We start from the raw sequence: 18,503 nt of genomic DNA on the forward strand, positions 1-18,503 counted from the left end.
CCTGCGGAAATTGCCCATGATTACTATCAAAAACATAGCTGTCCGTGCTTTATGCACTAGCGCTATCGCCCTTTTTTCCTCCAATTCGGCCTGGGCGCTGCTGCCCATTCAGCACTGGACGGAGCCGGGCGGCGCCGAGGTCTATCTGGTCGAAAGCCCGGTCATCCCCATGGTGGACGTGCAAATCGACTTTGACGCTGGCACGCGCCGCGACCCGGCGGGCCAGTCCGGCCTGGCCAACGCCGTCGCCGCCATGGCCAGCAAGGGCGTGAAGGCCGGGCGCGACGCCAGCGCCGAGCCCGCGCTGGACGAAAACGGCCTGGGTGAGGCCTGGGCCGATCTGGGCGCCAGCTTTGAAGCCAATGCCGACAACGACACGCTGCACTACGTGCTGCGCTCGCTGACCGACCCGCCGCTGCTGGAGCGCGCTGCACGGCTGGCAGCCCGCCAGATTGCCGAGCCCACGACGACTGACTACGTCTGGCAACGCGACCGCGCCCGCTGGAGCGCCAGCCTGAAAGAAGCCAACACGCGCCCCGCCACCGTGGCCAACCATGCGTTCGCCGCTGCGGTGTATGGCAGCCACCCCTATGGCGTGCGTACCACCGAAGAGACGCTGGCGCGCATCGGCGTGGCCGACATGCAGGCCTTTCACGCGCAGTACGTGGCCGCCTGCCGCGCCAAGGTCAGCATCGTGGGCGCCGTATCGCGCGCCCAGGCGCAGACGCTGGTGGCTACGCTGCTGTCGCGCCTGCCTGCCAGTGCGGGCTGCGCACCGCTGCCGCCCGTGAGCGAAGTGGCGGCGCTGACGGCACCTGCCGAGAAGGCCATTCCGTTTGCCTCGGCCCAGGCCCACGTGCTGATCGGCCAGCCGGGCTTTCAGCGCCGTGACCCGGACTTCCTCGCGCTTCTGGTGGGCAACCACATCCTGGGCGGCGGTGGCTTTGTCTCGCGACTGACCCACGAGGTGCGCGAAAAGCGCGGCCTCTCCTACAGCGTCTACAGCTACTTCGCCCCCGGCCTGCATGCCGGGGCCTTCACCGTGGGCTTGCAGACGCGCCCCGACCAGGCCGCCCAGGCAGTGCAGGTCTCGCGCGACGTGATCGCCCGCTTTGTGGCCGAAGGCCCCACCGAGGCCGAGCTGCGCGCCGCCAAGGACAACCTCATCGGCGGCTTTGCGCTGCGCATCGACAGCAACAAGAAGCTGCTGGGCAACGTGGCCAACATCGCCTGGAACGACCTGCCCCTGGACTACCTGGACCAGTGGGCCAAAAAGGTCGAGGCCCTGACGGTGGCCGATGTGCGCACTGCCATGGCCCAAAAGCTGCAACCCGGCCGCATGGTGACGGTGGTGGTGGGAGGCAAGCAGCCATGAGCCGATCGACCCTGCGCGGCGGCGCCATCACCGCCGAAATCCGCAAGGCCCAGGCCGCAGCTGCTGCGGCCCCCGTGGACCCCAAGGCCGCCAAGAAAAACGCCAAGGACAAAGCTGCGGCGGCCGCCCCCAAGGGCGCGGGCGAAATCCGCATCATTGGCGGGCAATGGAAGCGCACCCGCCTGCCCGTGGCGCAGCGCCCCGGCTTGCGCCCCACGCCCGACCGGGTGCGCGAAACGCTCTTCAACTGGCTGGGCCAGGACTTGAGTGGCTGGCGCTGCCTGGACGCTTTTGCGGGCACCGGTGCGCTGGGGCTCGAAGCCGCTTCGCGCGGCGCCGCGTCGGTACAACTGGTGGAGAGTGACGCTGCGCTGGTGGCCCAGCTGCAGGTGCTGCAGGCCAAGCTGCAAGCCAGCGCCGTGCGCGTGCAGCGCGGCGACGGCGTGGCCGCCCTCAAGCAGGCCGCACCTGCCAGTGTGGACCTGGTGCTGCTGGACCCGCCCTTTGACGGCGACCTGTTTGCCCCTGCTTTGCAGGCCGCAGCCAAGGCCGTGGCCGCCCAGGGCTTTATCTACCTCGAAGCGCCCCGCGCTTGGACGGACGAGGAGCTGGCCGGGAGCGGCCTGGCCGTGTACCGGCATCTGAAGGCTGGCGCCGTGCATGCGCACCTGCTGCGCCCTGTGGCAGCCACCACAGAATGAGCCAACGCCGGTTCATGTTGCACTGCACTGCATAATGCGCGCACGCGGCCCGGCGGGCCCTGCGGGGAGCGCCCCGGGGGCCGGGGCCAACGTCAATCGCCAGACAGGAGACAACCAGCCATGGCCCAGAACGTGCTCGCCGTGTACCCCGGAACCTTTGACCCCATCACGCTGGGCCATGAAGACGTGGTGCGCAGGGCCACCCAGTTGTTTGAACGTGTGATCGTGGCCGTGGCGGCGGGCCACCACAAGAAGACCCTGTTCTCACTGGAAGAACGCATCGAGATGGTGCGCGAGGCCGTGAAGATGTATCCCCAGGTGCAGGTCGAGCCCTTCTCGGGCCTGCTGCGCGACTTTGTGGTGTCGCGCGGCGGCAAGGCCATGGTGCGCGGCCTGCGTGCCGTGACCGACTTTGACTACGAGTTCCAGCTCGCGGGCATGAACCGCAGCCTGATGCCGCAGGTTGAAACCGTGTTCCTCACGCCCAGCGACAAGTACCAGTTCATCAGCAGCACCTTTGTGCGCGAGATCGCCGTGTTGGGCGGCGAGGTGACCAAGTTCGTGTCGCCTTCGGTCGAGGAGCGGCTGGCCGTCAAGGTGCGCAGCCTGGCAGCGCCGGGGGGCTGAGGACACTGTCCGAAACGCACCAAGAGCCCCGGTTGTGGCTCTTTTGTGCCGGTAGCGCTAGTGCAATATGCCTGGGCTGCTATCAAAATAGTAGTTTTTGGAATCTGTGATCTCAGTCCGTGGCGGGCGGTAGCCTCTCCGCAATGGCATGTGCCTGCGCGCGCAGGGCCTCCAGCATGGGCACCACCTCGGGCAGCGGCGGGCGGTACAGCGGCAGCAGCGCCGTTACGCTGAACGGGATGGAAAACGCCAGCCGCCGCAGCACCAGCCGCTCGCTGGCGGCGGCCAGGGCGGTGACCGGGTTGACGATGGCGATGCCCAGGCCCTGCTCGACCATGGCGCACACTGCGGCGGCACTGTGGGTTTCCACGCGCTGCGTGCGCTCCACGCCCGCCTCGGCAAACCGGGCGTCGATCAGGCGGCGGTAGAGGTCGTCGGCCGAGAGGCTTACAAAGAATTCACCGGCAAAGTCGCCGAGTTGCAGCACCGGCTGGCGTGCCAAAGCGTGGTGGGCGGGCAGCACGGCCACCTCGTCCAGGGTCAGCAGCACCTCGGCCCGTGTGCCCGGCGGGGCGGTGGTCTGTTCGCACAGGCCCAGATCAAACCGCTGGGCACTCATCCATTCTTCGAGCAGGGGCGATTCCTGCGGTGTGACGGACAAGCGTGCCTCGGTGTGCGCCTGCATCAGCCGCGCCGCCGCACCCGGCAGCAGTGCATGGGCCAGCGCGGGCAGGCAAAGCACCGACAGTTGCACGGCCCCCGACCGGCCCAGGGCCACGGCCCGGTCCGCCACACGCTCCAGCCCCTGCCACGAGCGCTGTACCTCGTCCCACAGCGCCAGCGCCCGGGCGTTGGGGCGCAGTCGGCCCTGCACGCGCCCGAACAGCGCATAACCCAGCAGCGATTCGAGCCGCGCCAGCTCGCGGCTCACGGTGGGTTGCGAGCTGTGCAGCAGGTCGGCCGCACCGGTGGCGCTGCCTGCAGTCATCACGGCGCGGAAGACCTCGATGTGGCGGTGGGTGATGCGATGGGCTAGGGGGGGCTCGGTCATGCCAGTCATGCGCACAGCATATCCATATTGAATGGATGGCGTAAATCAAAGCATTCGACTGAATGCGTGGATGGCGGCATCATCCGCGCATCGTTCACGCTTAGAGCGGCTAACAAAACTCTTCTGGCGTCGTTGCTGTGTCTTGTCGTACTGCTCGTACTGCCTGCAACACAGCGCCTGGCCAGAACCGCTTCGCTGAGTTTTGTTAGCCGCTCTTAGTACCCTTGGAGCCTCCCATGTCCAACCCTTTCTCCCCCGCCCAGCTCTGGGCCCTGGCCGACCAGTTTGGTACCCCGCTGTGGGTGTATGACGCGGCGACCATCCGCCAGCGCATCGCGCAGGTATCCAACTTCGAGACCATCCGCTTTGCGCAGAAGGCCTGCTCCAACATCCACATCCTCAAGCTGATGCGCGAGCAGGGTGTGAAGGTGGATGCGGTCTCGCGCGGCGAGATCCTGCGCGCGCTGGCGGCGGGCTACGTGGCCGGTGGCGAGCCGTCGGAGATCGTCTTCACCGCCGACCTGTTCGACGCCGCCACGCTCGACTGTGTGGTCGAGCACGGCGTGCCCGTCAACGCAGGCTCCATCGACATGCTGCACCAGCTGGGCGTGCGCTCGCCGGGCCATGCGGTGTGGCTGCGCATCAACCCCGGCTTTGGCCACGGCCACAGCAACAAGACCAACACGGGCGGCGAGCACAGCAAGCACGGCATCTGGCACACCGACCTGCCTGCGGCGCTGGCGGCTATCAAGCAGCACGGCCTGAAGCTGGTGGGCCTGCACATGCACATCGGCTCGGGCGTGGACTACAGCCACCTGCAGGAAGTGTGCGGTGCCATGGTCAACCTGGTGCGCACGGCGCATGCGGCGGGGCATGACCTGCACGCCATCTCGGCGGGCGGTGGCCTGTCCATTCCCTACCGCAGCGGCGACCCGGTGGTCGATACGCAGCACTACCACGGCTTGTGGGACGCCGCACGCCAGCAGGCCGAGGCCATCGTGGGCCACAAGCTCGGCCTGGAGATCGAGCCCGGCCGCTTTCTGGTGGCCGAATCGGGCGTGCTGCTGGGCCAGGTGCGCGCCACCAAGAACGCGGGCAGCAACCACTTCGTGCTGGTCGATACCGGCTTCAATGAACTCATGCGCCCGTCCATGTACGGCAGCTACCACGCCATGAGCGTGCTGCGCCGCGACGGCTCCACGGCCGCCGAGCAGCCCACGGTGGTGGCGGGCCCGCTGTGCGAGTCGGGCGACGTGTTCACCCAGGGCGACGGCGGCGTGGTGTTGCCGCGCGACCTGCCCGCCGCCCAGGTGGGTGACCTGCTGGTGATCCACGACACGGGCGCGTACGGCGCCAGCATGTCCTCCAACTACAACACGCGGCCCTTGATTGCCGAGGTGCTGGTGGACGGCGGCCAGGCCCGCCTGATCCGCCGCCGTCAGACAGTGGACGAACTGCTGGCGCTGGAACTGGGGCTGTAAGCCCGGCCGCAGCGCTGGCCTCCTACGCTGTGGGGTGGATCTGCCACAGGTCTAGGTAGGTGAGGGCCTACGGGTTCGGGGTGCAAAGCCGGACAAGGGGCGGCCGGGGTGAGAAATACAGTGAAACCACCTGAACTTCTCACCCTTTCAAGGAGATCCCCATGCCTCTCATTGCCTGGCTACTTGGCGTCCCGCTGTCGGTTGTGCTGCTGCTGATGCTGTTTGGGGTGTTTTGACCCCACCCCCGGCGCGCATGACATTGGCGCCGCCAAACAAAAGGCCCCTGTGGATTCCGCAGGGGCCTTTTGTTTTCGCGGGCACTATGGGGTCACATCAGTTCGGAGGCAGGCCCTCGCCCCATCAGGGTCACGACCGCATCGGCCGGGGTGAGCTGGCCATCGAGCAGCGCCACCACCGCGCGGGTGATGGGCATGTCCACCCCCAGCTGGGCCGCCCGCTGCGCCACGGTGCGGGCGCTGTAAACGCCCTCGGCCACATGGCCCAGCGACTCGACGGCCTGCGGCAGGGTTTTGCCCTCGGCCAGCAGCATGCCCACGCGCCGGTTGCGCGACAGGTCGCCCGTGGCGGTCAGCACCAGGTCGCCCAGGCCCGACAGGCCCATGAAGGTGTCGGGCCGCGCGCCCAGCGCCAGGCCCAGCCGCGTCATCTCGGCCAGGCCGCGCGTGATGAGCGCGGCGCGGGCGTTCAGCCCCAGCGCCAGCCCGTCGCACAGGCCAGTGGCAATGGCCAGCACGTTTTTCACTGCCCCACCCACCTCCACGCCCACGATGTCTTCGTTGGCATACACGCGCACGCTCGGGCTGTGGAAGGCGCTGACCAGCGCATCGCGCACCTGCACATGGGGGCTGGCTGCCACCAGGGCGGTGGGCTGGCCCAGCGCCACCTCCTGCGCAAAGCTGGGGCCGCTGAATACGCCTGCTATCAAATCAGGAGCTATCTGCGCTTGTATCTCATGCGCCAGCAGCCCAAAAGATGCCGAGTCGGCCCCCGCAGGCACGGCTTCAAAACCCTTGCACAGCCAGGCCACGGGCGCGACGCAGCCTTGCAGGGCCTGCAGCATGCCGCGCAAAGCGGCCATGGGGGTGGCCACGATGACGAGGTCGGCGCCGGTCCATAGCGCATCAAAGTCGCCATGGGCCAGCGTGAGGGCGGGGGGGAGGGTGATGCCCGGCAGGTAACGCGCGTTGTGCCGCCGCGTCTGCATCTGGGCCGCCTGGGCGGCATCGCGCGCCCACAAGGTGACGGCATGGCCTGCGGGGTGCAGGGCGGCACTCATGGCCACCGCCGTCCCCCAGGCTCCAGCGCCCAATACTATGATTTTCATAGCTGTATGCGCTTATTCAGCCAGCACCACAGGCATAAATGCCTGTGAATGCTTACTGCGTGATGATGGGCGAGGCCTGGCCTGCGGCCTGGGCTTGCTGCTGCTCGTACATGGCCTGGAAGTTGATTTCGGCCAGGTGCACGGGCGGGAAGCCAGCGCGGTTGATCACGTCGGCCACATTGCCGCGCAGGTAGGGGTACACGATCTGGGGGCAGGCGATGCCCATGATGGGGCCCATCTGGTCTTCGGGCACGTTGCGGATTTCGAAGATGCCGGCTTGCTTGGCTTCGACCAGGAAGACAGTCTTGTCCTTGATCTTGGTCTGCACGGTGGCGGTCACAGCCACTTCAAAGATGCCTTCGGCCACGGGGGTGGCTTCCACGCCCAGCTGGATGTCCACGCTGGGTTGCTCTTGTTCGAGCAGGATGGCGGGGGAGTTGGGCTGCTCCAGCGACAGGTCCTTGAGGTAGACGCGCTGGATCTGGAACACGGGGTTTTCTTGGTCGGCCATGGTGAAGTCTCTTTGCTCTTACGAAATTGCTAGCAAAACAAAACCCGCCGGGGAGCAGCTCCCGCAGCGGGCACATGGGGCTGCATTATGCAGCGCCCAGACAGGGGGTCAGGCGCCGAGCAAGGGCATCAGCTCGCCACGGCTGTCCAGCGCCACCAGATCGTCGTGGCCACCCACATGGGTGTCGCCGATGTAGATCTGCGGCACCGTGCGGCGGCCGGTGATTTCCATCATGTGGCTGCGGGCGGCGGGGTCGGTGTCGATGCGGATCTCCTCGATCTGCTCCACGCCCTTGGACTTGAGGATCTGCTTGGCCCGGATGCAATAGGGGCAGACGGCGGTGGTGTACATCTTCACGGGTTGCATGGCGAACCTTCCTCTTTCTTCCTGTGGGACTGAAAAACCAGTCGCAAGACTAGCGCTGACCGAATAACTGGGGGCGGATCAGGCTTTTTCCACAGGCAGGCTGGCTTCGCGCCAGGCCTTCAAGCCACCAGCGAGTGCCTGGGCGTTGTCGTAGCCCAGTTTTTTGGCAATGGCGACGGCGCGGTTGGCGCGTGCGCCGCTGGCGCACACCAGCACCACGGGCAGGGCCTTGTTCTTGACCACGGTGGGCAGGCGCTCTTCGAGCTGAGACACGGGCACGTTCTTGGCGCCAGTCACGTGGCCCGTGGCGAATTCCTCGGCTTCGCACACGTCGATGACCACCGCTTTTTCGCGGTTGATGAGCTGCACGGCGCGTGCTGGCGTCAGCGAACCGCCACTGGCGTTCTTGAGGACCGGCCACAGCAACATGCTGCCCGAAGCCAGTGCAACGAGGAACAGATACCAGTTATCAATAATGAATTTCACGAAGCTTCCTTGGGTTGGCGAACAGCGTAATTCTAGAATGCTGGGTTTTGGCCAGCATTTTTTTGACCTGCCTTTCCTGGGGAAACCATGTACAAGCTCGTTCTGATCCGCCACGGCGAATCCACCTGGAACCTTGAAAACCGCTTTACCGGCTGGACCGATGTGGACCTCACGCCCACCGGTGTCTCCCAGGCCATGTCGGCCGGCAAGCTGCTCAAGGCCGAGGGCTACGAGTTCGATCTGGCGTTCACCAGCGTGCTCAAGCGCGCCATTCACACCCTCTGGTACACGCTGGACGAAATGGACTGCACCTGGCTGCCCGTGGTCAAGGACTGGCGCCTGAACGAGCGCCACTACGGCGCCCTGCAGGGCCTGAACAAGGCCGACATGGCCAAGCAGTATGGCGACGAGCAGGTGCTCGTATGGCGCCGCAGCTATGACACGCCCCCGCCAGCGCTGGAAGCCACCGACCCCCGCAGCGAGCGTGGTGACCGCCGCTACGCTGGGGTGGCTGCCGAGAATGTGCCCCTGACCGAGTGCCTGAAAGACACCGTGGCCCGCGTGCTGCCGTTCTGGAACGAGGCCATGGCGCCCGCCATTCGCTCGGGCAAGCGGGTGGTGGTGGCTGCGCATGGCAACTCCATCCGCGCGCTGGTGAAGTACCTGGACAACATCTCCGAGACCGACATCGTGGGTCTGAACATTCCCAACGGGATTCCACTGGTATACGAGCTCGACGCCGACCTCAAGCCCATCCGTCACTACTATCTGGGCGATGCCGAAGCGGCGGCCAAGGCCGCAGCCGCCGTGGCATCGCAGGGCAAAGCGTAAATCGCAGGTAAAGAGCGGGGAAAACCCCGCTTATCCCCGCCAAAGTGAGCATCCATGCGGAACTGCGGCGGGATTGGCCCTTCCAAGGTGTATATTGGTTTCGAAGCGGTAAAAGGTGTTGTATGGGCCACAAACTCAAGATTGCAGGATGGGTATCGGTAGGCGTGGTGGCGGGTGCGCTCACCACGGTGTCACTGCAAACGGTGGCGCGTGGCGCCATGACGCCGTTGCCGCTCGAAGAAATCCAGCAGCTGTCCGCCGTGTTCGGCCTGGTCAAGACCGATTACGTCGAGCCGGTCGATGACAAGAAGCTCATCACCGACGCCATCTCCGGCATGGTCTCCAGCCTGGATCCGCACTCGCAGTACTTCGACAAGAAGTCCTTCAAGGAATTCCGCGAAGGCACCTCGGGCCGCTTCGTGGGCGTGGGCATCGAGATCACGCAGGAAGACGGCCTGATCAAGATCGTGTCGCCCATCGAAGGCTCGCCTGCCTTCCGCGCCGGCCTCAAGACCAACGACCTGATCACCAAGATCGACGAAACCGCCGTCAAGGGCCTGGCGCTGAATGACGCCGTCAAGCGCATGCGCGGCGAGCCCAGCACCAAGGTCACCCTCACCATCTTCCGCAAGGACGAGAACCGCACGTTCCCCGTCACCATCACGCGCGAAGAGATCAAGACCCAGTCCGTGAAGGGCAAGGTGGTCGAGCCCGGTTACGCCTGGATCCGCCTCTCGCAATTCCAGGAGCGCACGGTGGATGACTTTGTGCGCAAGGTGGAAGAGGTCTACAAGCAGGAGCCCAACCTCAAGGGCTTGGTGCTGGACCTGCGCAACGACCCCGGCGGCCTGCTGGATGCAGCCGTGGCAATTTCTGCGGCTTTCCTGCCCGAGAACGTGACGGTGGTCACCACCAATGGCCAGCTGGCCGACAGCAAGGCCACCTACAAGGCTGCCCCCGACTACTACCAGCGCCGCGGCGGCGGTGATCCGCTCAAACGCCTTCCCGCGTCCCTCAAGGCGGTGCCGCTGGTGGTGCTGGTCAACGAAGGCTCTGCCTCCGCCAGCGAGATCGTGGCTGGCGCGCTGCAGGACCACAAGCGCGCCACCATCATGGGCAGCCAGACCTTCGGCAAGGGCTCGGTGCAGACCGTGCGTCCGCTGGGGCCTGACACAGGCATCAAGCTGACCACCGCCCGCTATTACACGCCGAGTGGCAAGTCGATCCAGGCCAAGGGTATCGTGCCCGACGTGATGATTGACGAGTCGGAAGAGGGCAACATCTTTGCCGCCTTGCGCATGCGCGAGGCAGATCTGGACAAGCACTTGAACAGCGGCCAGGGTGAAGAGAAGAAGGACGAAGCCCGTGAAAAAGCCCGTGAGGAAGCCCGCAAGCGCATGGAAGAAGAAGCCAAGAAGCCTGCGGCCGACCGCAAGGTGCCCGAATTCGGTTCGGACAAGGACTTCCAGCTGGTGCAGGCCCTCAACCAGCTCAAGGGTCGCCCTGTGCTGGTCAGCAAGACGCTGACAGAGCGCAAGGAAGAAAAGAAAGAGAATTGAGCCTTTCGCGCTCTGACCCCGGGCTGGATTTCGCGAGGAATCCAGCCTTTTTCATGTCCGCCTGTTTCACCGTTGATTTTTTGGCCGCTGCAGGCCCGCCTTCCCATGACCGATGACCAGCTCCTGCGCTATTCCCGCCACATCCTGCTCGACGAGGTGGGCATCGAGGGGCAGGAGCGGGTGTTGGAAGCCCATGCTCTCATCATCGGCGCTGGCGGGTTGGGGTCGCCCGCTGCGCTGTACTTGGCGTCCGCCGGTGTGGGCCACATCACACTCGTCGATGACGATGTGGTGGACCTGACCAACCTGCAGCGCCAGATTGCGCACACCACCGCGCGCGTGGGCAGTCCCAAGGTCCAGTCGGCGGCGCAGGCCATGGCCGACATCAACCCCGAGGTGCAGGTCACCGCACTGCAGGCCCGGGTGGATGCGGCGGCTCTCGACAGTCTGGTGCGCGATGCCACAGTGGTACTCGACTGCAGCGACAACTATGCGACCCGCCAGGCGGTCAATGCCGCGTGTGTGCGGCATAACAAACCCTTGGTGGCGGGGGCTGTGATCCAGTTCGATGGGCAGATCACGGTGGTGGACCCGCGCGATGCGCAGTCGCCTTGTTATGCCTGCATCTTCCCGCCGGATGCGGAGTTTGAAGAAGTCCGCTGCTCCACGATGGGTGTATTTGCTCCGCTGGTGGGTGTGGTGGGTGCGATGCAGGCAGCCGAGGCGCTCAAGCTCATAGCGGGCGTGGGTCAGTCGCTGGCGGGTCGGCTGCTGATACTCGATGGCCGGGCCATGGAGTGGAGCACCATGCGCGTTCAGCGCCACGCCCATTGCCAGGTGTGTGTTGCGCGGTAGGATTTTTCCTACATGGCCAGCGTGTTGTGGCTGGCAGAATCCGGCGCATGGAAGCCTTAAATTCAAGGCTAGGACAGCGTGACCCGCACTGTTCGTACACATGGACCCGCCCGTGAAACTGCGCACCTACATTGTTGAAGACAACGCGACCATCCGCGAGAACCTGATCGGAACTCTGGAGGAGTTGGCGTCTGTAGAAGCGGTGGGCGTGGCAGAAACCGAAGACGACGGTACGAACTGGCTGTCCTCGCACCCTGAGGAATGGGACTTGGCCATCGTGGATCTGTTCTTGCGCCAGGGCAGCGGATTGGGTGTGCTGGCTGCCTGCCGCACGCGGCGGCCAGGCCAAAAAATGGTGGTGCTTAGCAATTACGCCACGCCGGATGTGCGCATGCGCTGTGCGCAGCTGGGTGTGGATGCCGTGTTTGACAAATCCAACGAGATCGACGCGTTGGTCGACTACTGCGTACAGCACAGTAGCCCGGCCCACGGGCTGGAGGCCGGTAGCGGCGGCGGTGTGTCTGCCGCATCATCGGGCGCATCCCAGTGACACAACCCGCCGCCGCGTGCGTGGGTGCATGCGGCAGTCGGGGTGCTTCTTTTCCCTTCTTTTTCAACGCAAAAGCAAGGCTTGCCTACGCCCGGCAGCGCCGGGCTCTGGCCAGATCCTGGATGTCAGTCGATCAGGCGATTTTTGAGTGCGTAGTAAGTCAGGTCGCTGTTGGACGAGAGGCTCATCTTTTCCATCAGGCGTGTGCGGTACGTGCTCACCGTTTTCACGCTCAACGACAACGACTTGGCGATATCGCCCGCCGTCTCTCCCTTGGCCAGCTTCAGGAACACCTGGAACTCTCGCTCAGACAGCTGCTCGTGCGGTGGCGCATCGTCCTTGCGGTTGAGTTGCTGTGCCAGCAGTTCGGCCACGGCAGGCGTCAGGTAGCGGCGGCCCAGAGCAATGGTGCGAATGGCCTCCACGATTTCCGACGGTTCGCACTCCTTGTTCAGGTAACCACTGGCACCCTGGCGGATCAGGTTGATCGCGTAGTGTTCTTCAGGGTAGCCACTCAGGATCAGGATGCCCATGTCGGGCGCCTTCGCGCGCAGCATGGCCAGCGCGTCCAGCCCACTTTGGCCAGGCATCGACAGGTCCATCAGCAGCACATCGATTTCCTTGTTGCGCACCAGGTCGATGGCCTCGCGGCCGTTGGCGGCCTCGCCTTCCACCCGCAAGTCGACGTGCTCCGACAAGAACTGCCGCAGGCCGGAACGAACAATCGCGTGGTCATCCACAATGCCAATCTTGATCATTGATGCTTCTTTCGAGGCGGCAGCAAAGGTGCTGCCGGTGTGTATTGAAGTCCAGGCGCTCGGCATGTCGTTGCATGGCTGGCGCACCTGGCAGGTAACGGGTCATTATCCAGAATAAGCGTATGAATCTCCAAGAAAACACCCGGCGTTGGTTACCAAAAGTCCGACAGATGGCCTTGAGCCTGCCCATGGCGCTGTTGGCGGCCATGGTGCTGGTGGGCATCAATGAAACGGGGCACATGCGTTCGCAGGACGCGGTGGAACAACTGGCCCAGGGGCTGACCACGCGGGCCGATGTGAACAAGCTGCTGCAAAGCATGCTGGATGCGGAAACCGGCCAGCGGGGTTATCTGCTCACGGGCAACGAGACCTACTTGGAACCGTATGACAAGGCCGTAGTGACCGTGCAGACCAACCTGGATCGCCTGCGCAACCAGTTCATGGCATCGCCCGAGGACATGCAGGAGTTTGCGTTGCTGTCGCGGCAGATCTCGCGCAAGCTGGCTGAGATGGAGCTGAGCCTGCGCCTGCGCCGCCAGGGCAACGAAGACGCATGGAAGTTCATTCTGAACACGGATGTGGGCAAGGAGCACATGGAGGCGATCCGGCAGCACGCGCAAGAGCTGATTGCCCGCAGCGACCAGCGCCTGCAACAGGGGCGCGAGCAGATCGAGCAGTCGCTGATGCTGTCGCGCATCGGCATTGCCACGGTCACTGCCATTGGCCTGCTGGCGTTCTACATGTACCTGCGCCAGACGCAGGCGGTTCAGACCGTCAACCTGCGCGAGCAAGAGGTGCTGGAGCGTGAGCGCGACCGCCTGGAAGGACTGGTGCGCGACCGCACGGCCACGCTGTCCGAATTGGCCAACCACTTGCAGGAGGTGCGCGAAGAAGAACGGGGCCATCTGGCGCGGGAACTGCACGACGAGCTGGGCGCGCTGTTGACGGCTGCCAAGCTGGATGTGGCGCGCCTCAAATCCAAGATCGATGCCACTGCGCCCGACATTGCCGAGCGCCTCAAGCACCTCACCGAAACGCTCAACAGCGGCATTGCGCTCAAGCGTCGCATCATCGAAGACCTGCGGCCGTCGTCGCTGTCGAACCTGGGGCTTACGGCCGCACTGGAGATCCTGACACGTGAATACGCCGAGCGCGCAGGCATTGAGGTTGAGACCAGTCTGGAGGCCGTTCAACTGCCCGACGCAGCGCAGCTCACGGTGTATCGCATGGTGCAAGAGGCGCTGACCAACATCGGCAAGTACGCCAAGGCCAGCAAGGTGCTGGTGTCGGTGCACGGCTACCCCACGCATGTGGCGGTGCAGGTGCGCGACGATGGTGTGGGTTTCGACCCTGGCACCGTGCGCCCCACCTCGCACGGCTTGGCTGGCATGCGCCACCGGGTCGAGGCAGCGGGCGGGCGTCTCACGCTCACTTCGCGGCCTGGCAATGGCACCTTGTTGTCGGCCGTGTTGCCGCTGCCGCGCACCTCGTCGGAGCCGCGCCGCAACGCCGCTGCACACGATGCCTGAGGCATACGCCGCCCTCTTCCTGCATCTCCCTCATTCCCTGCATTGCGTGGCGCAGCGCATGCAGGCCCACGTGCGACATCTGCGGGCTGCGGGCTGTGGGCTGTGGGCTGTGGGCACGCCATGCTGCCCGGAGCCATCGTCCCGTTGTGGCGTGCCTGCGCTGCAGCCGCTTGTGCGCGCTACCGTGCGTCCGGTCAGGCCAGTGCGCGCCGTCCTACATGACCCCCACTGCGCCGCCGACATGGGCGCGCGCCGCGCACCGGCATCCAGGGCACAGGGAGATACCTACAGTTGGTCCCAGGCGTTGAGGTTTTGGCGCCACCCGATCTGCCGGCAAGCCGGCCACCCATAAGGAGATGGAAATGTTGCACTACGCAGTTGTTTTTCTGGTGATCGCGCTGATTGCAGCCCTCTTCGGTTTTGGCGGTATTGCTGCCGGTGCCGTGGGCATTGCGAAGATTCTGTTCTTTGTGTTCGTGATCATGGCTGTCGTCACCTTTGTGCTGGGGCTCCTGAAAAAGGGGTGAGTCAGGCCGCAACGCCTGGACTGCTGCCCTTCACCCCCTCCCGCATCCCCTGTACCCCATACCCCAAGGAGTTTCCCCATGAGCCTTCAGACCGCTACCGACAAAGTGACCCACGGTGTTCGCAACCTGGCCGACGACGTGCTGCAAAGCGCGCAGGACGCAGTGCAGACCACTCGGGCTGCCGCCGACCAGTCGCTGGACAAGGCCGAAGAAAGCGTGCGCGCCCTGCGCCGCCAGACCGACCCGGCGATTGATGACCTGGCCGCCCGTGCACAGGACCTGGCTGCTCGCAGCATTGACTACTGCGCCGAGACCAGCGCGCGTGCACGCCGTCAGATCCAGCAGGCAGCCGAAGTCACCGGCAAGTATGTGGCCGAGCAGCCCGGCAAGTCGCTGGTCATCGCCGCCGCATCGGGGGCTTTGCTGGCCACCGTGGCGATGTGGATGTCCCGCCGGCGCAATGCATACTGAGGGCTAGCACGCCGGTGTTTGCACGCCGGTGCCTTGCCCGCAGCGCCTGGCTATGCGCCAGCGCTGTCCTTTTCCCACAGTCCTCCGGTCGCGGAGGGTGCAACAGACCGGTGGACTGAACATGTCCCAGCACCCGCGTTCCCAACCATTCTTGAACAAGGAAAAAACCATGAAATACGCACGTGCCCTCGCTTTTGCCGCAGTTGCCGGTATCACCATCGTCACAGCCACCGGTTGCTCGGTGGCCCGCGAACAGCAAACAGTTGGCTCCTATGTGGATGACGCCGGCATCACCACCGCCGTGAAGGCCAAGATGGCCGAAGACAAGAACGTGTCTGCCACCTCCATCAGCGTGGAAACGCTCAATGGCACGGTGCAGCTGTCGGGCTTTGCCAAGTCGCAGGCTGAAAAGAACCAGGCCGAAAACATTGCGCGCAACACCAAGCATGTGCGCGAAGTGCGCAACAGCATCGTTGTGCGGCCCTGACCGGTAGGGCTGACGCCCTGCACCCGGGGCCCCACGCCCCTGGCGCAGTGGCTTCGATCCTGAAGCAGGCTCCGGGCATGTCCCGGGGCCTGCTTTTTTCATGGGCCCACCTTGGCGCTGCAAAAGGGGGGCCGTGCGTTGTTCCTCCTCACTGCTCCGGTCCACGGGGTATAAGCTCCACACCATGCGGGTATTCAATTGCGACCATTGCGGTCATCTGGTGTTTTTCGATAGCGTGCAGTGCCTGCATTGCGGCAGTGCGCTGGCCTTCTTGCCCGATGTGCTGACCATGGCTGCCCTGGCCCCTGCACCGCAGGACGGTGCCGACCTGTGGCGCCGCCAAGGGGGGCAGGGCAGTGCGCACTACAGCGGGCGCCTGTACCGCATGTGCCGCAACCACACGGACCACCAAGCCTGCAACTTCGCGATACCCGCCAACGACTTTGCGGAGCTGTGTGTGTCGTGCCGCCAGACCCGGGTGATGCCCGACCTGTCCGAGCCCGCCAACATGGGGCGCTGGATGCAGATCGAAGCGGCCAAGCGGCGGCTGTTCTACAGCCTGGCCCGCCTGGGCCTGGAGCCGGCGCCCGGGCGTACCGGTCCGGTGTTCGAGTTTTTGGCCGAGGTGCCGGGCGGACCGCCCGTGCTGACGGGCCACCACAGTGGGACCATCACGCTCAACGTGGCCGAGGCGGACGACGATGAACGCGCTCGCCGCCGCATCGCACTGGGTGAGCCCTACCGCACTCTGATCGGTCACCTGCGCCATGAGTCCGGCCACTTCTATTGGGACCAGCTGGTGCGCGACGGCGGGCGGCTGGACGACTTCAGACAGATGTTTGGTGACGAGCGCCAGGACTACGCAGCGGCGCTGGAGGCGCACTACGCCAAGGGCAACGAGGGCAGTGACTGGGCCAACCACCATGTGAGTGCCTATGCCGCCGCCCACCCCTGGGAAGACTGGGCTGAAACCTGGGCCCATTACCTGCACATGATCGACCTGCTGGAAACCTCGGCCAGCTATGCCACCGAGGTCACTATTCCCGGTATCTATGGCGCGCAGCGCAGCAGCGCCATCGATCCGTTTGCCAGCCCGGCGCCCGACTTTCAGTCCATGGTGCAACACTTGGTGCCGCTGACGCTGCTGCTCAACAGCCTTACGCGCAGCCTGGGTCAACCTGATGCCTACCCGTTCGCGCTGGCGGGTGAGGTGCTGGCCAAGCTGCGCTTTGTGCACGACATGGTGCGTGCAGCGGCCGCACGTCCTGCCCCTGTGGCCACCATGGCACCCATGCCGCCACCCTCGTCGGCTGCGAATCAAGGTATCAAAAAGAATAGCAAAACAGCCAATAAAGACCGGCGCTAGAGAGCGATTCGGCCGAAATATTGACGGTAGCTGTCGGCCGGGCATGAAAACGGCCTGGAACTTGCTTGAGGGCTTGCAGGAGATTGGCTCTCATGCAGAAGTTCGACGAGATGGTTACCCGGCTGCCCCTGGCCGGCCTGGGCGGTGCGGCAGGCTGGGCGGGCAGTGATGTACGGCCCCACTATGCGCGGTTTGCCCAGTGGCTGGCGCGCCAGAGTGCCGAATCCATGCAGGCGCGGCGCGCCGAGGCCGAGGTCATCTTCCGGCGCGTGGGCATCACCTTCGCCGTCTACGGCGCCAAGGACGAGGACGGCGCGGGCACCGAGCGGCTCATCCCCTTCGACCTGATCCCCCGCATCATTCCGCAGCAGGAATGGGCGCACATGCAGCGGGGCCTGGTGCAGCGGGTCACGGCGCTCAATCGCTTCATCCACGACGTGTACCACGGCCAGGACATCCTGCGCGCAGGCATCGTGCCTGCCGAGCAGATCCTGCGCAACGCCCAGTTCCGGCCGGAGATGGTCGGCGTTCATGTGCCGCTCGATATCTACTCCCACATCAGCGGCATCGACATCGTGCGGGCACCGGATGCGGCAGGCGAGGGCGTGTACTACGTGCTGGAAGACAACCTGCGCGTGCCCAGCGGCGTGAGCTACATGCTCGAAGACCGCAAGATGATGATGCGGCTGTTCCCCGAACTGTTCGCGCAGCACCAGGTGGCACCGGTGGCGCATTACCCGGACTTGCTGCTGGACACCCTGCGCGCCAGCGCCCCGGCCGGCGCGGCCGACCCGACCGTGGTGGTGCTGACCCCCGGCATGTACAACAGCGCCTATTTCGAGCACGCCTTCCTCGCGCAGCAGATGGGCGTGGAGCTGGTCGAGGGGCAGGACCTCGTGGTCAAGGACCAGTTTGTGTACATGCGCACCACACGCGGGCTGCAGCGGGTGGACGTGATTTACCGCCGGGTCGATGACGACTTCCTCGATCCCGATGTCTTCCGCCCCACCTCCACACTGGGTTGTGCGGGGCTCATGTCCGCCTACCGGGCCGGCAATGTTGCCATCTGCAACGCCGTGGGCACAGGCGTGGCGGACGACAAGTCCATCTACCCCTATGTGCCGGACATGATCCGCTTCTACCTCGGTGAGGAGCCCATCCTGCAGAACGTGCCCACCTGGATGTGCCGCAAGCCGGACGACCTGCGGTACGTGCTGGACCACCTGCATGAACTGGTGGTGAAGGAGGTGCATGGCGCGGGTGGCTACGGCATGCTGATTGGCCCTGCGGCCACCCGGGCCGAGATCGAGGCCTTCCGCGCCGCAGTCATCGCCAAGCCCGACGGCTACATCGCCCAGCCCACGCTGAGCCTCTCCAGCTGCCCCACCTATGTGGACAGCGGCATTGCGCCCCGCCACATCGACCTGCGGCCCTTTGTGCTCAGCGGCCAGAAGGTGCAGATGGTGGCGGGCGGCCTCACGCGCGTGGCGCTCAAGGAGGGGTCGCTGGTGGTCAATTCGTCGCAGGGCGGGGGCACCAAGGACACCTGGGTGCTGGGCGATCAGCCCGCTGCAGCACACATACCGTCACCACCAATGCAAACACAACGCCAAGGGAGGGAATGACC

The 18,503-nt window shown here is 65.1% G+C and carries 21 protein-coding genes; 15 read left to right on the forward strand and 6 right to left on the reverse strand.

Going from position 1 to position 18,503, the window contains the following annotated elements; genetic code table 11:
- Positions 1-16: 16 nt before the first annotated feature.
- The 3 genes from C8C96_RS09525 to coaD all read left to right on the forward strand — a co-directional run bounded on the left by C8C96_RS09525 (position 17) and on the right by coaD (position 2,703).
- Positions 17-1,375: a pitrilysin family protein gene (locus tag C8C96_RS09525; protein WP_121942157.1), complete on the forward strand. Its 1,359-nt coding sequence runs from the start codon at positions 17-19 to the stop codon at positions 1,373-1,375.
- Entirely contained in the window at positions 1,372-2,076 is a 705-nt protein-coding gene (rsmD, locus tag C8C96_RS09530; RefSeq protein WP_121942158.1) for a 16S rRNA (guanine(966)-N(2))-methyltransferase RsmD, read from the forward strand. The genes C8C96_RS09525 and rsmD overlap by 4 nt, the downstream gene beginning before the upstream one ends.
- 120 nt (positions 2,077-2,196) lie before the next feature.
- Positions 2,197-2,703: a pantetheine-phosphate adenylyltransferase gene (gene coaD, locus C8C96_RS09535; protein WP_056065946.1), complete on the forward strand. Its 507-nt coding sequence runs from the start codon at positions 2,197-2,199 to the stop codon at positions 2,701-2,703.
- A 112-nt stretch (positions 2,704-2,815) separates the two neighbouring features.
- On the opposite strand, the gene C8C96_RS09540 is transcribed toward coaD, so the two are convergent.
- Positions 2,816-3,754: a LysR family transcriptional regulator gene (locus C8C96_RS09540; protein WP_233584204.1), complete on the reverse strand. Its 939-nt coding sequence runs from the start codon at positions 3,752-3,754 to the stop codon at positions 2,816-2,818.
- A gap of 236 nt (positions 3,755-3,990) precedes the next feature.
- Between C8C96_RS09540 and lysA the strand changes: the two genes are divergently transcribed.
- Positions 3,991-5,235, forward strand: coding sequence for a diaminopimelate decarboxylase (lysA, locus tag C8C96_RS09545; protein ID WP_121942160.1), 1,245 nt, complete (start codon positions 3,991-3,993; stop codon positions 5,233-5,235).
- A gap of 328 nt (positions 5,236-5,563) precedes the next feature.
- On the opposite strand, the gene C8C96_RS09550 is transcribed toward lysA, so the two are convergent.
- The 4 genes from C8C96_RS09550 to C8C96_RS09565 all read right to left on the reverse strand — a co-directional run bounded on the left by C8C96_RS09550 (position 5,564) and on the right by C8C96_RS09565 (position 7,943).
- The gene (locus tag C8C96_RS09550; protein WP_121942161.1) at positions 5,564-6,580 is read right to left on the reverse strand and encodes an NAD(P)H-dependent glycerol-3-phosphate dehydrogenase; all 1,017 of its coding nucleotides are present in this window, start codon (positions 6,578-6,580) and stop codon (positions 5,564-5,566) included.
- Between the two features lie 52 nt (positions 6,581-6,632).
- Positions 6,633-7,091 (reverse strand): protein-export chaperone SecB, encoded by a 459-nt coding sequence (secB, locus tag C8C96_RS09555; protein WP_056746795.1) that lies wholly within the window; start codon positions 7,089-7,091, stop codon positions 6,633-6,635.
- Positions 7,092-7,199: 108 nt separating this feature from the next.
- A complete protein-coding gene (gene grxC, locus C8C96_RS09560; RefSeq protein ID WP_015015481.1) occupies positions 7,200-7,457 on the reverse strand; it encodes a glutaredoxin 3 in 258 nt (85 codons plus the stop codon).
- A 78-nt stretch (positions 7,458-7,535) separates the two neighbouring features.
- Complete coding sequence (locus C8C96_RS09565) at positions 7,536-7,943, reverse strand: rhodanese-like domain-containing protein (RefSeq protein WP_121942162.1); 408 nt, start codon at positions 7,941-7,943, stop codon at positions 7,536-7,538.
- An 87-nt stretch (positions 7,944-8,030) separates the two neighbouring features.
- Here C8C96_RS09565 and gpmA point away from each other — a divergent pair, with 87 nt between their 5' ends.
- The 4 genes from gpmA (at position 8,031) to C8C96_RS09585 (ending at position 11,738) form a co-directional block, all read left to right on the forward strand.
- Positions 8,031-8,774, forward strand: coding sequence for a 2,3-diphosphoglycerate-dependent phosphoglycerate mutase (gpmA, locus tag C8C96_RS09570; RefSeq protein WP_015015479.1), 744 nt, complete (start codon positions 8,031-8,033; stop codon positions 8,772-8,774).
- Between the two features lie 122 nt (positions 8,775-8,896).
- Complete coding sequence (locus C8C96_RS09575; RefSeq protein ID WP_121942163.1) at positions 8,897-10,333, forward strand: S41 family peptidase; 1,437 nt, start codon at positions 8,897-8,899, stop codon at positions 10,331-10,333.
- Between the two features lie 105 nt (positions 10,334-10,438).
- Positions 10,439-11,188 (forward strand): HesA/MoeB/ThiF family protein, encoded by a 750-nt coding sequence (locus tag C8C96_RS09580; protein ID WP_121943950.1) that lies wholly within the window; start codon positions 10,439-10,441, stop codon positions 11,186-11,188.
- A gap of 112 nt (positions 11,189-11,300) precedes the next feature.
- Positions 11,301-11,738, forward strand: coding sequence for a response regulator (locus C8C96_RS09585; RefSeq protein ID WP_099732203.1), 438 nt, complete (start codon positions 11,301-11,303; stop codon positions 11,736-11,738).
- Positions 11,739-11,863: 125 nt separating this feature from the next.
- Here the strand turns inward: C8C96_RS09585 and C8C96_RS09590 are convergent, their stop codons facing one another.
- On the reverse strand, positions 11,864-12,496 hold the full coding sequence (locus C8C96_RS09590) for a response regulator transcription factor (RefSeq protein WP_056065924.1): 633 nt from the start codon (positions 12,494-12,496) through the stop codon (positions 11,864-11,866).
- On the opposite strand from C8C96_RS09590, the gene C8C96_RS25285 reads away from it, so the two are divergent.
- The 7 genes from C8C96_RS25285 to C8C96_RS09620 all read left to right on the forward strand — a co-directional run bounded on the left by C8C96_RS25285 (position 12,489) and on the right by C8C96_RS09620 (position 18,501).
- Positions 12,489-12,614: a hypothetical protein gene (locus tag C8C96_RS25285; protein ID WP_255424896.1), complete on the forward strand. Its 126-nt coding sequence runs from the start codon at positions 12,489-12,491 to the stop codon at positions 12,612-12,614. The two genes, C8C96_RS09590 and C8C96_RS25285, sit on opposite strands and share 8 nt — an antisense overlap.
- Before the next feature lie 4 nt (positions 12,615-12,618).
- Positions 12,619-14,025 carry a CHASE3 domain-containing protein gene (locus C8C96_RS09595; protein WP_121942164.1) on the forward strand — a complete coding sequence of 469 codons (1,407 nt, stop codon included), beginning with the start codon at positions 12,619-12,621 and terminating at the stop codon, positions 14,023-14,025.
- Positions 14,026-14,387: 362 nt separating this feature from the next.
- On the forward strand, positions 14,388-14,552 hold the full coding sequence (locus tag C8C96_RS09600) for a DUF1328 domain-containing protein (protein WP_010463174.1): 165 nt from the start codon (positions 14,388-14,390) through the stop codon (positions 14,550-14,552).
- A 78-nt stretch (positions 14,553-14,630) separates the two neighbouring features.
- Complete coding sequence (locus tag C8C96_RS09605; protein ID WP_056065917.1) at positions 14,631-15,023, forward strand: hypothetical protein; 393 nt, start codon at positions 14,631-14,633, stop codon at positions 15,021-15,023.
- A 169-nt stretch (positions 15,024-15,192) separates the two neighbouring features.
- Positions 15,193-15,510 carry a BON domain-containing protein gene (locus tag C8C96_RS09610; protein ID WP_056066545.1) on the forward strand — a complete coding sequence of 106 codons (318 nt, stop codon included), beginning with the start codon at positions 15,193-15,195 and terminating at the stop codon, positions 15,508-15,510.
- A 184-nt stretch (positions 15,511-15,694) separates the two neighbouring features.
- Positions 15,695-16,876 carry a putative zinc-binding metallopeptidase gene (locus C8C96_RS09615; protein ID WP_121942165.1) on the forward strand — a complete coding sequence of 394 codons (1,182 nt, stop codon included), beginning with the start codon at positions 15,695-15,697 and terminating at the stop codon, positions 16,874-16,876.
- 92 nt (positions 16,877-16,968) lie between these two features.
- Entirely contained in the window at positions 16,969-18,501 is a 1,533-nt protein-coding gene (locus C8C96_RS09620; RefSeq protein WP_121942166.1) for a circularly permuted type 2 ATP-grasp protein, read from the forward strand.
- The last annotated feature ends 2 nt before the right edge of the window (positions 18,502-18,503 follow it).

It is taken from the genome of Acidovorax sp. 100, assembly GCF_003688355.1.
GTDB classification, from domain to species: Bacteria; Pseudomonadota; Gammaproteobacteria; order Burkholderiales; family Burkholderiaceae_C; genus Acidovorax; species Acidovorax delafieldii.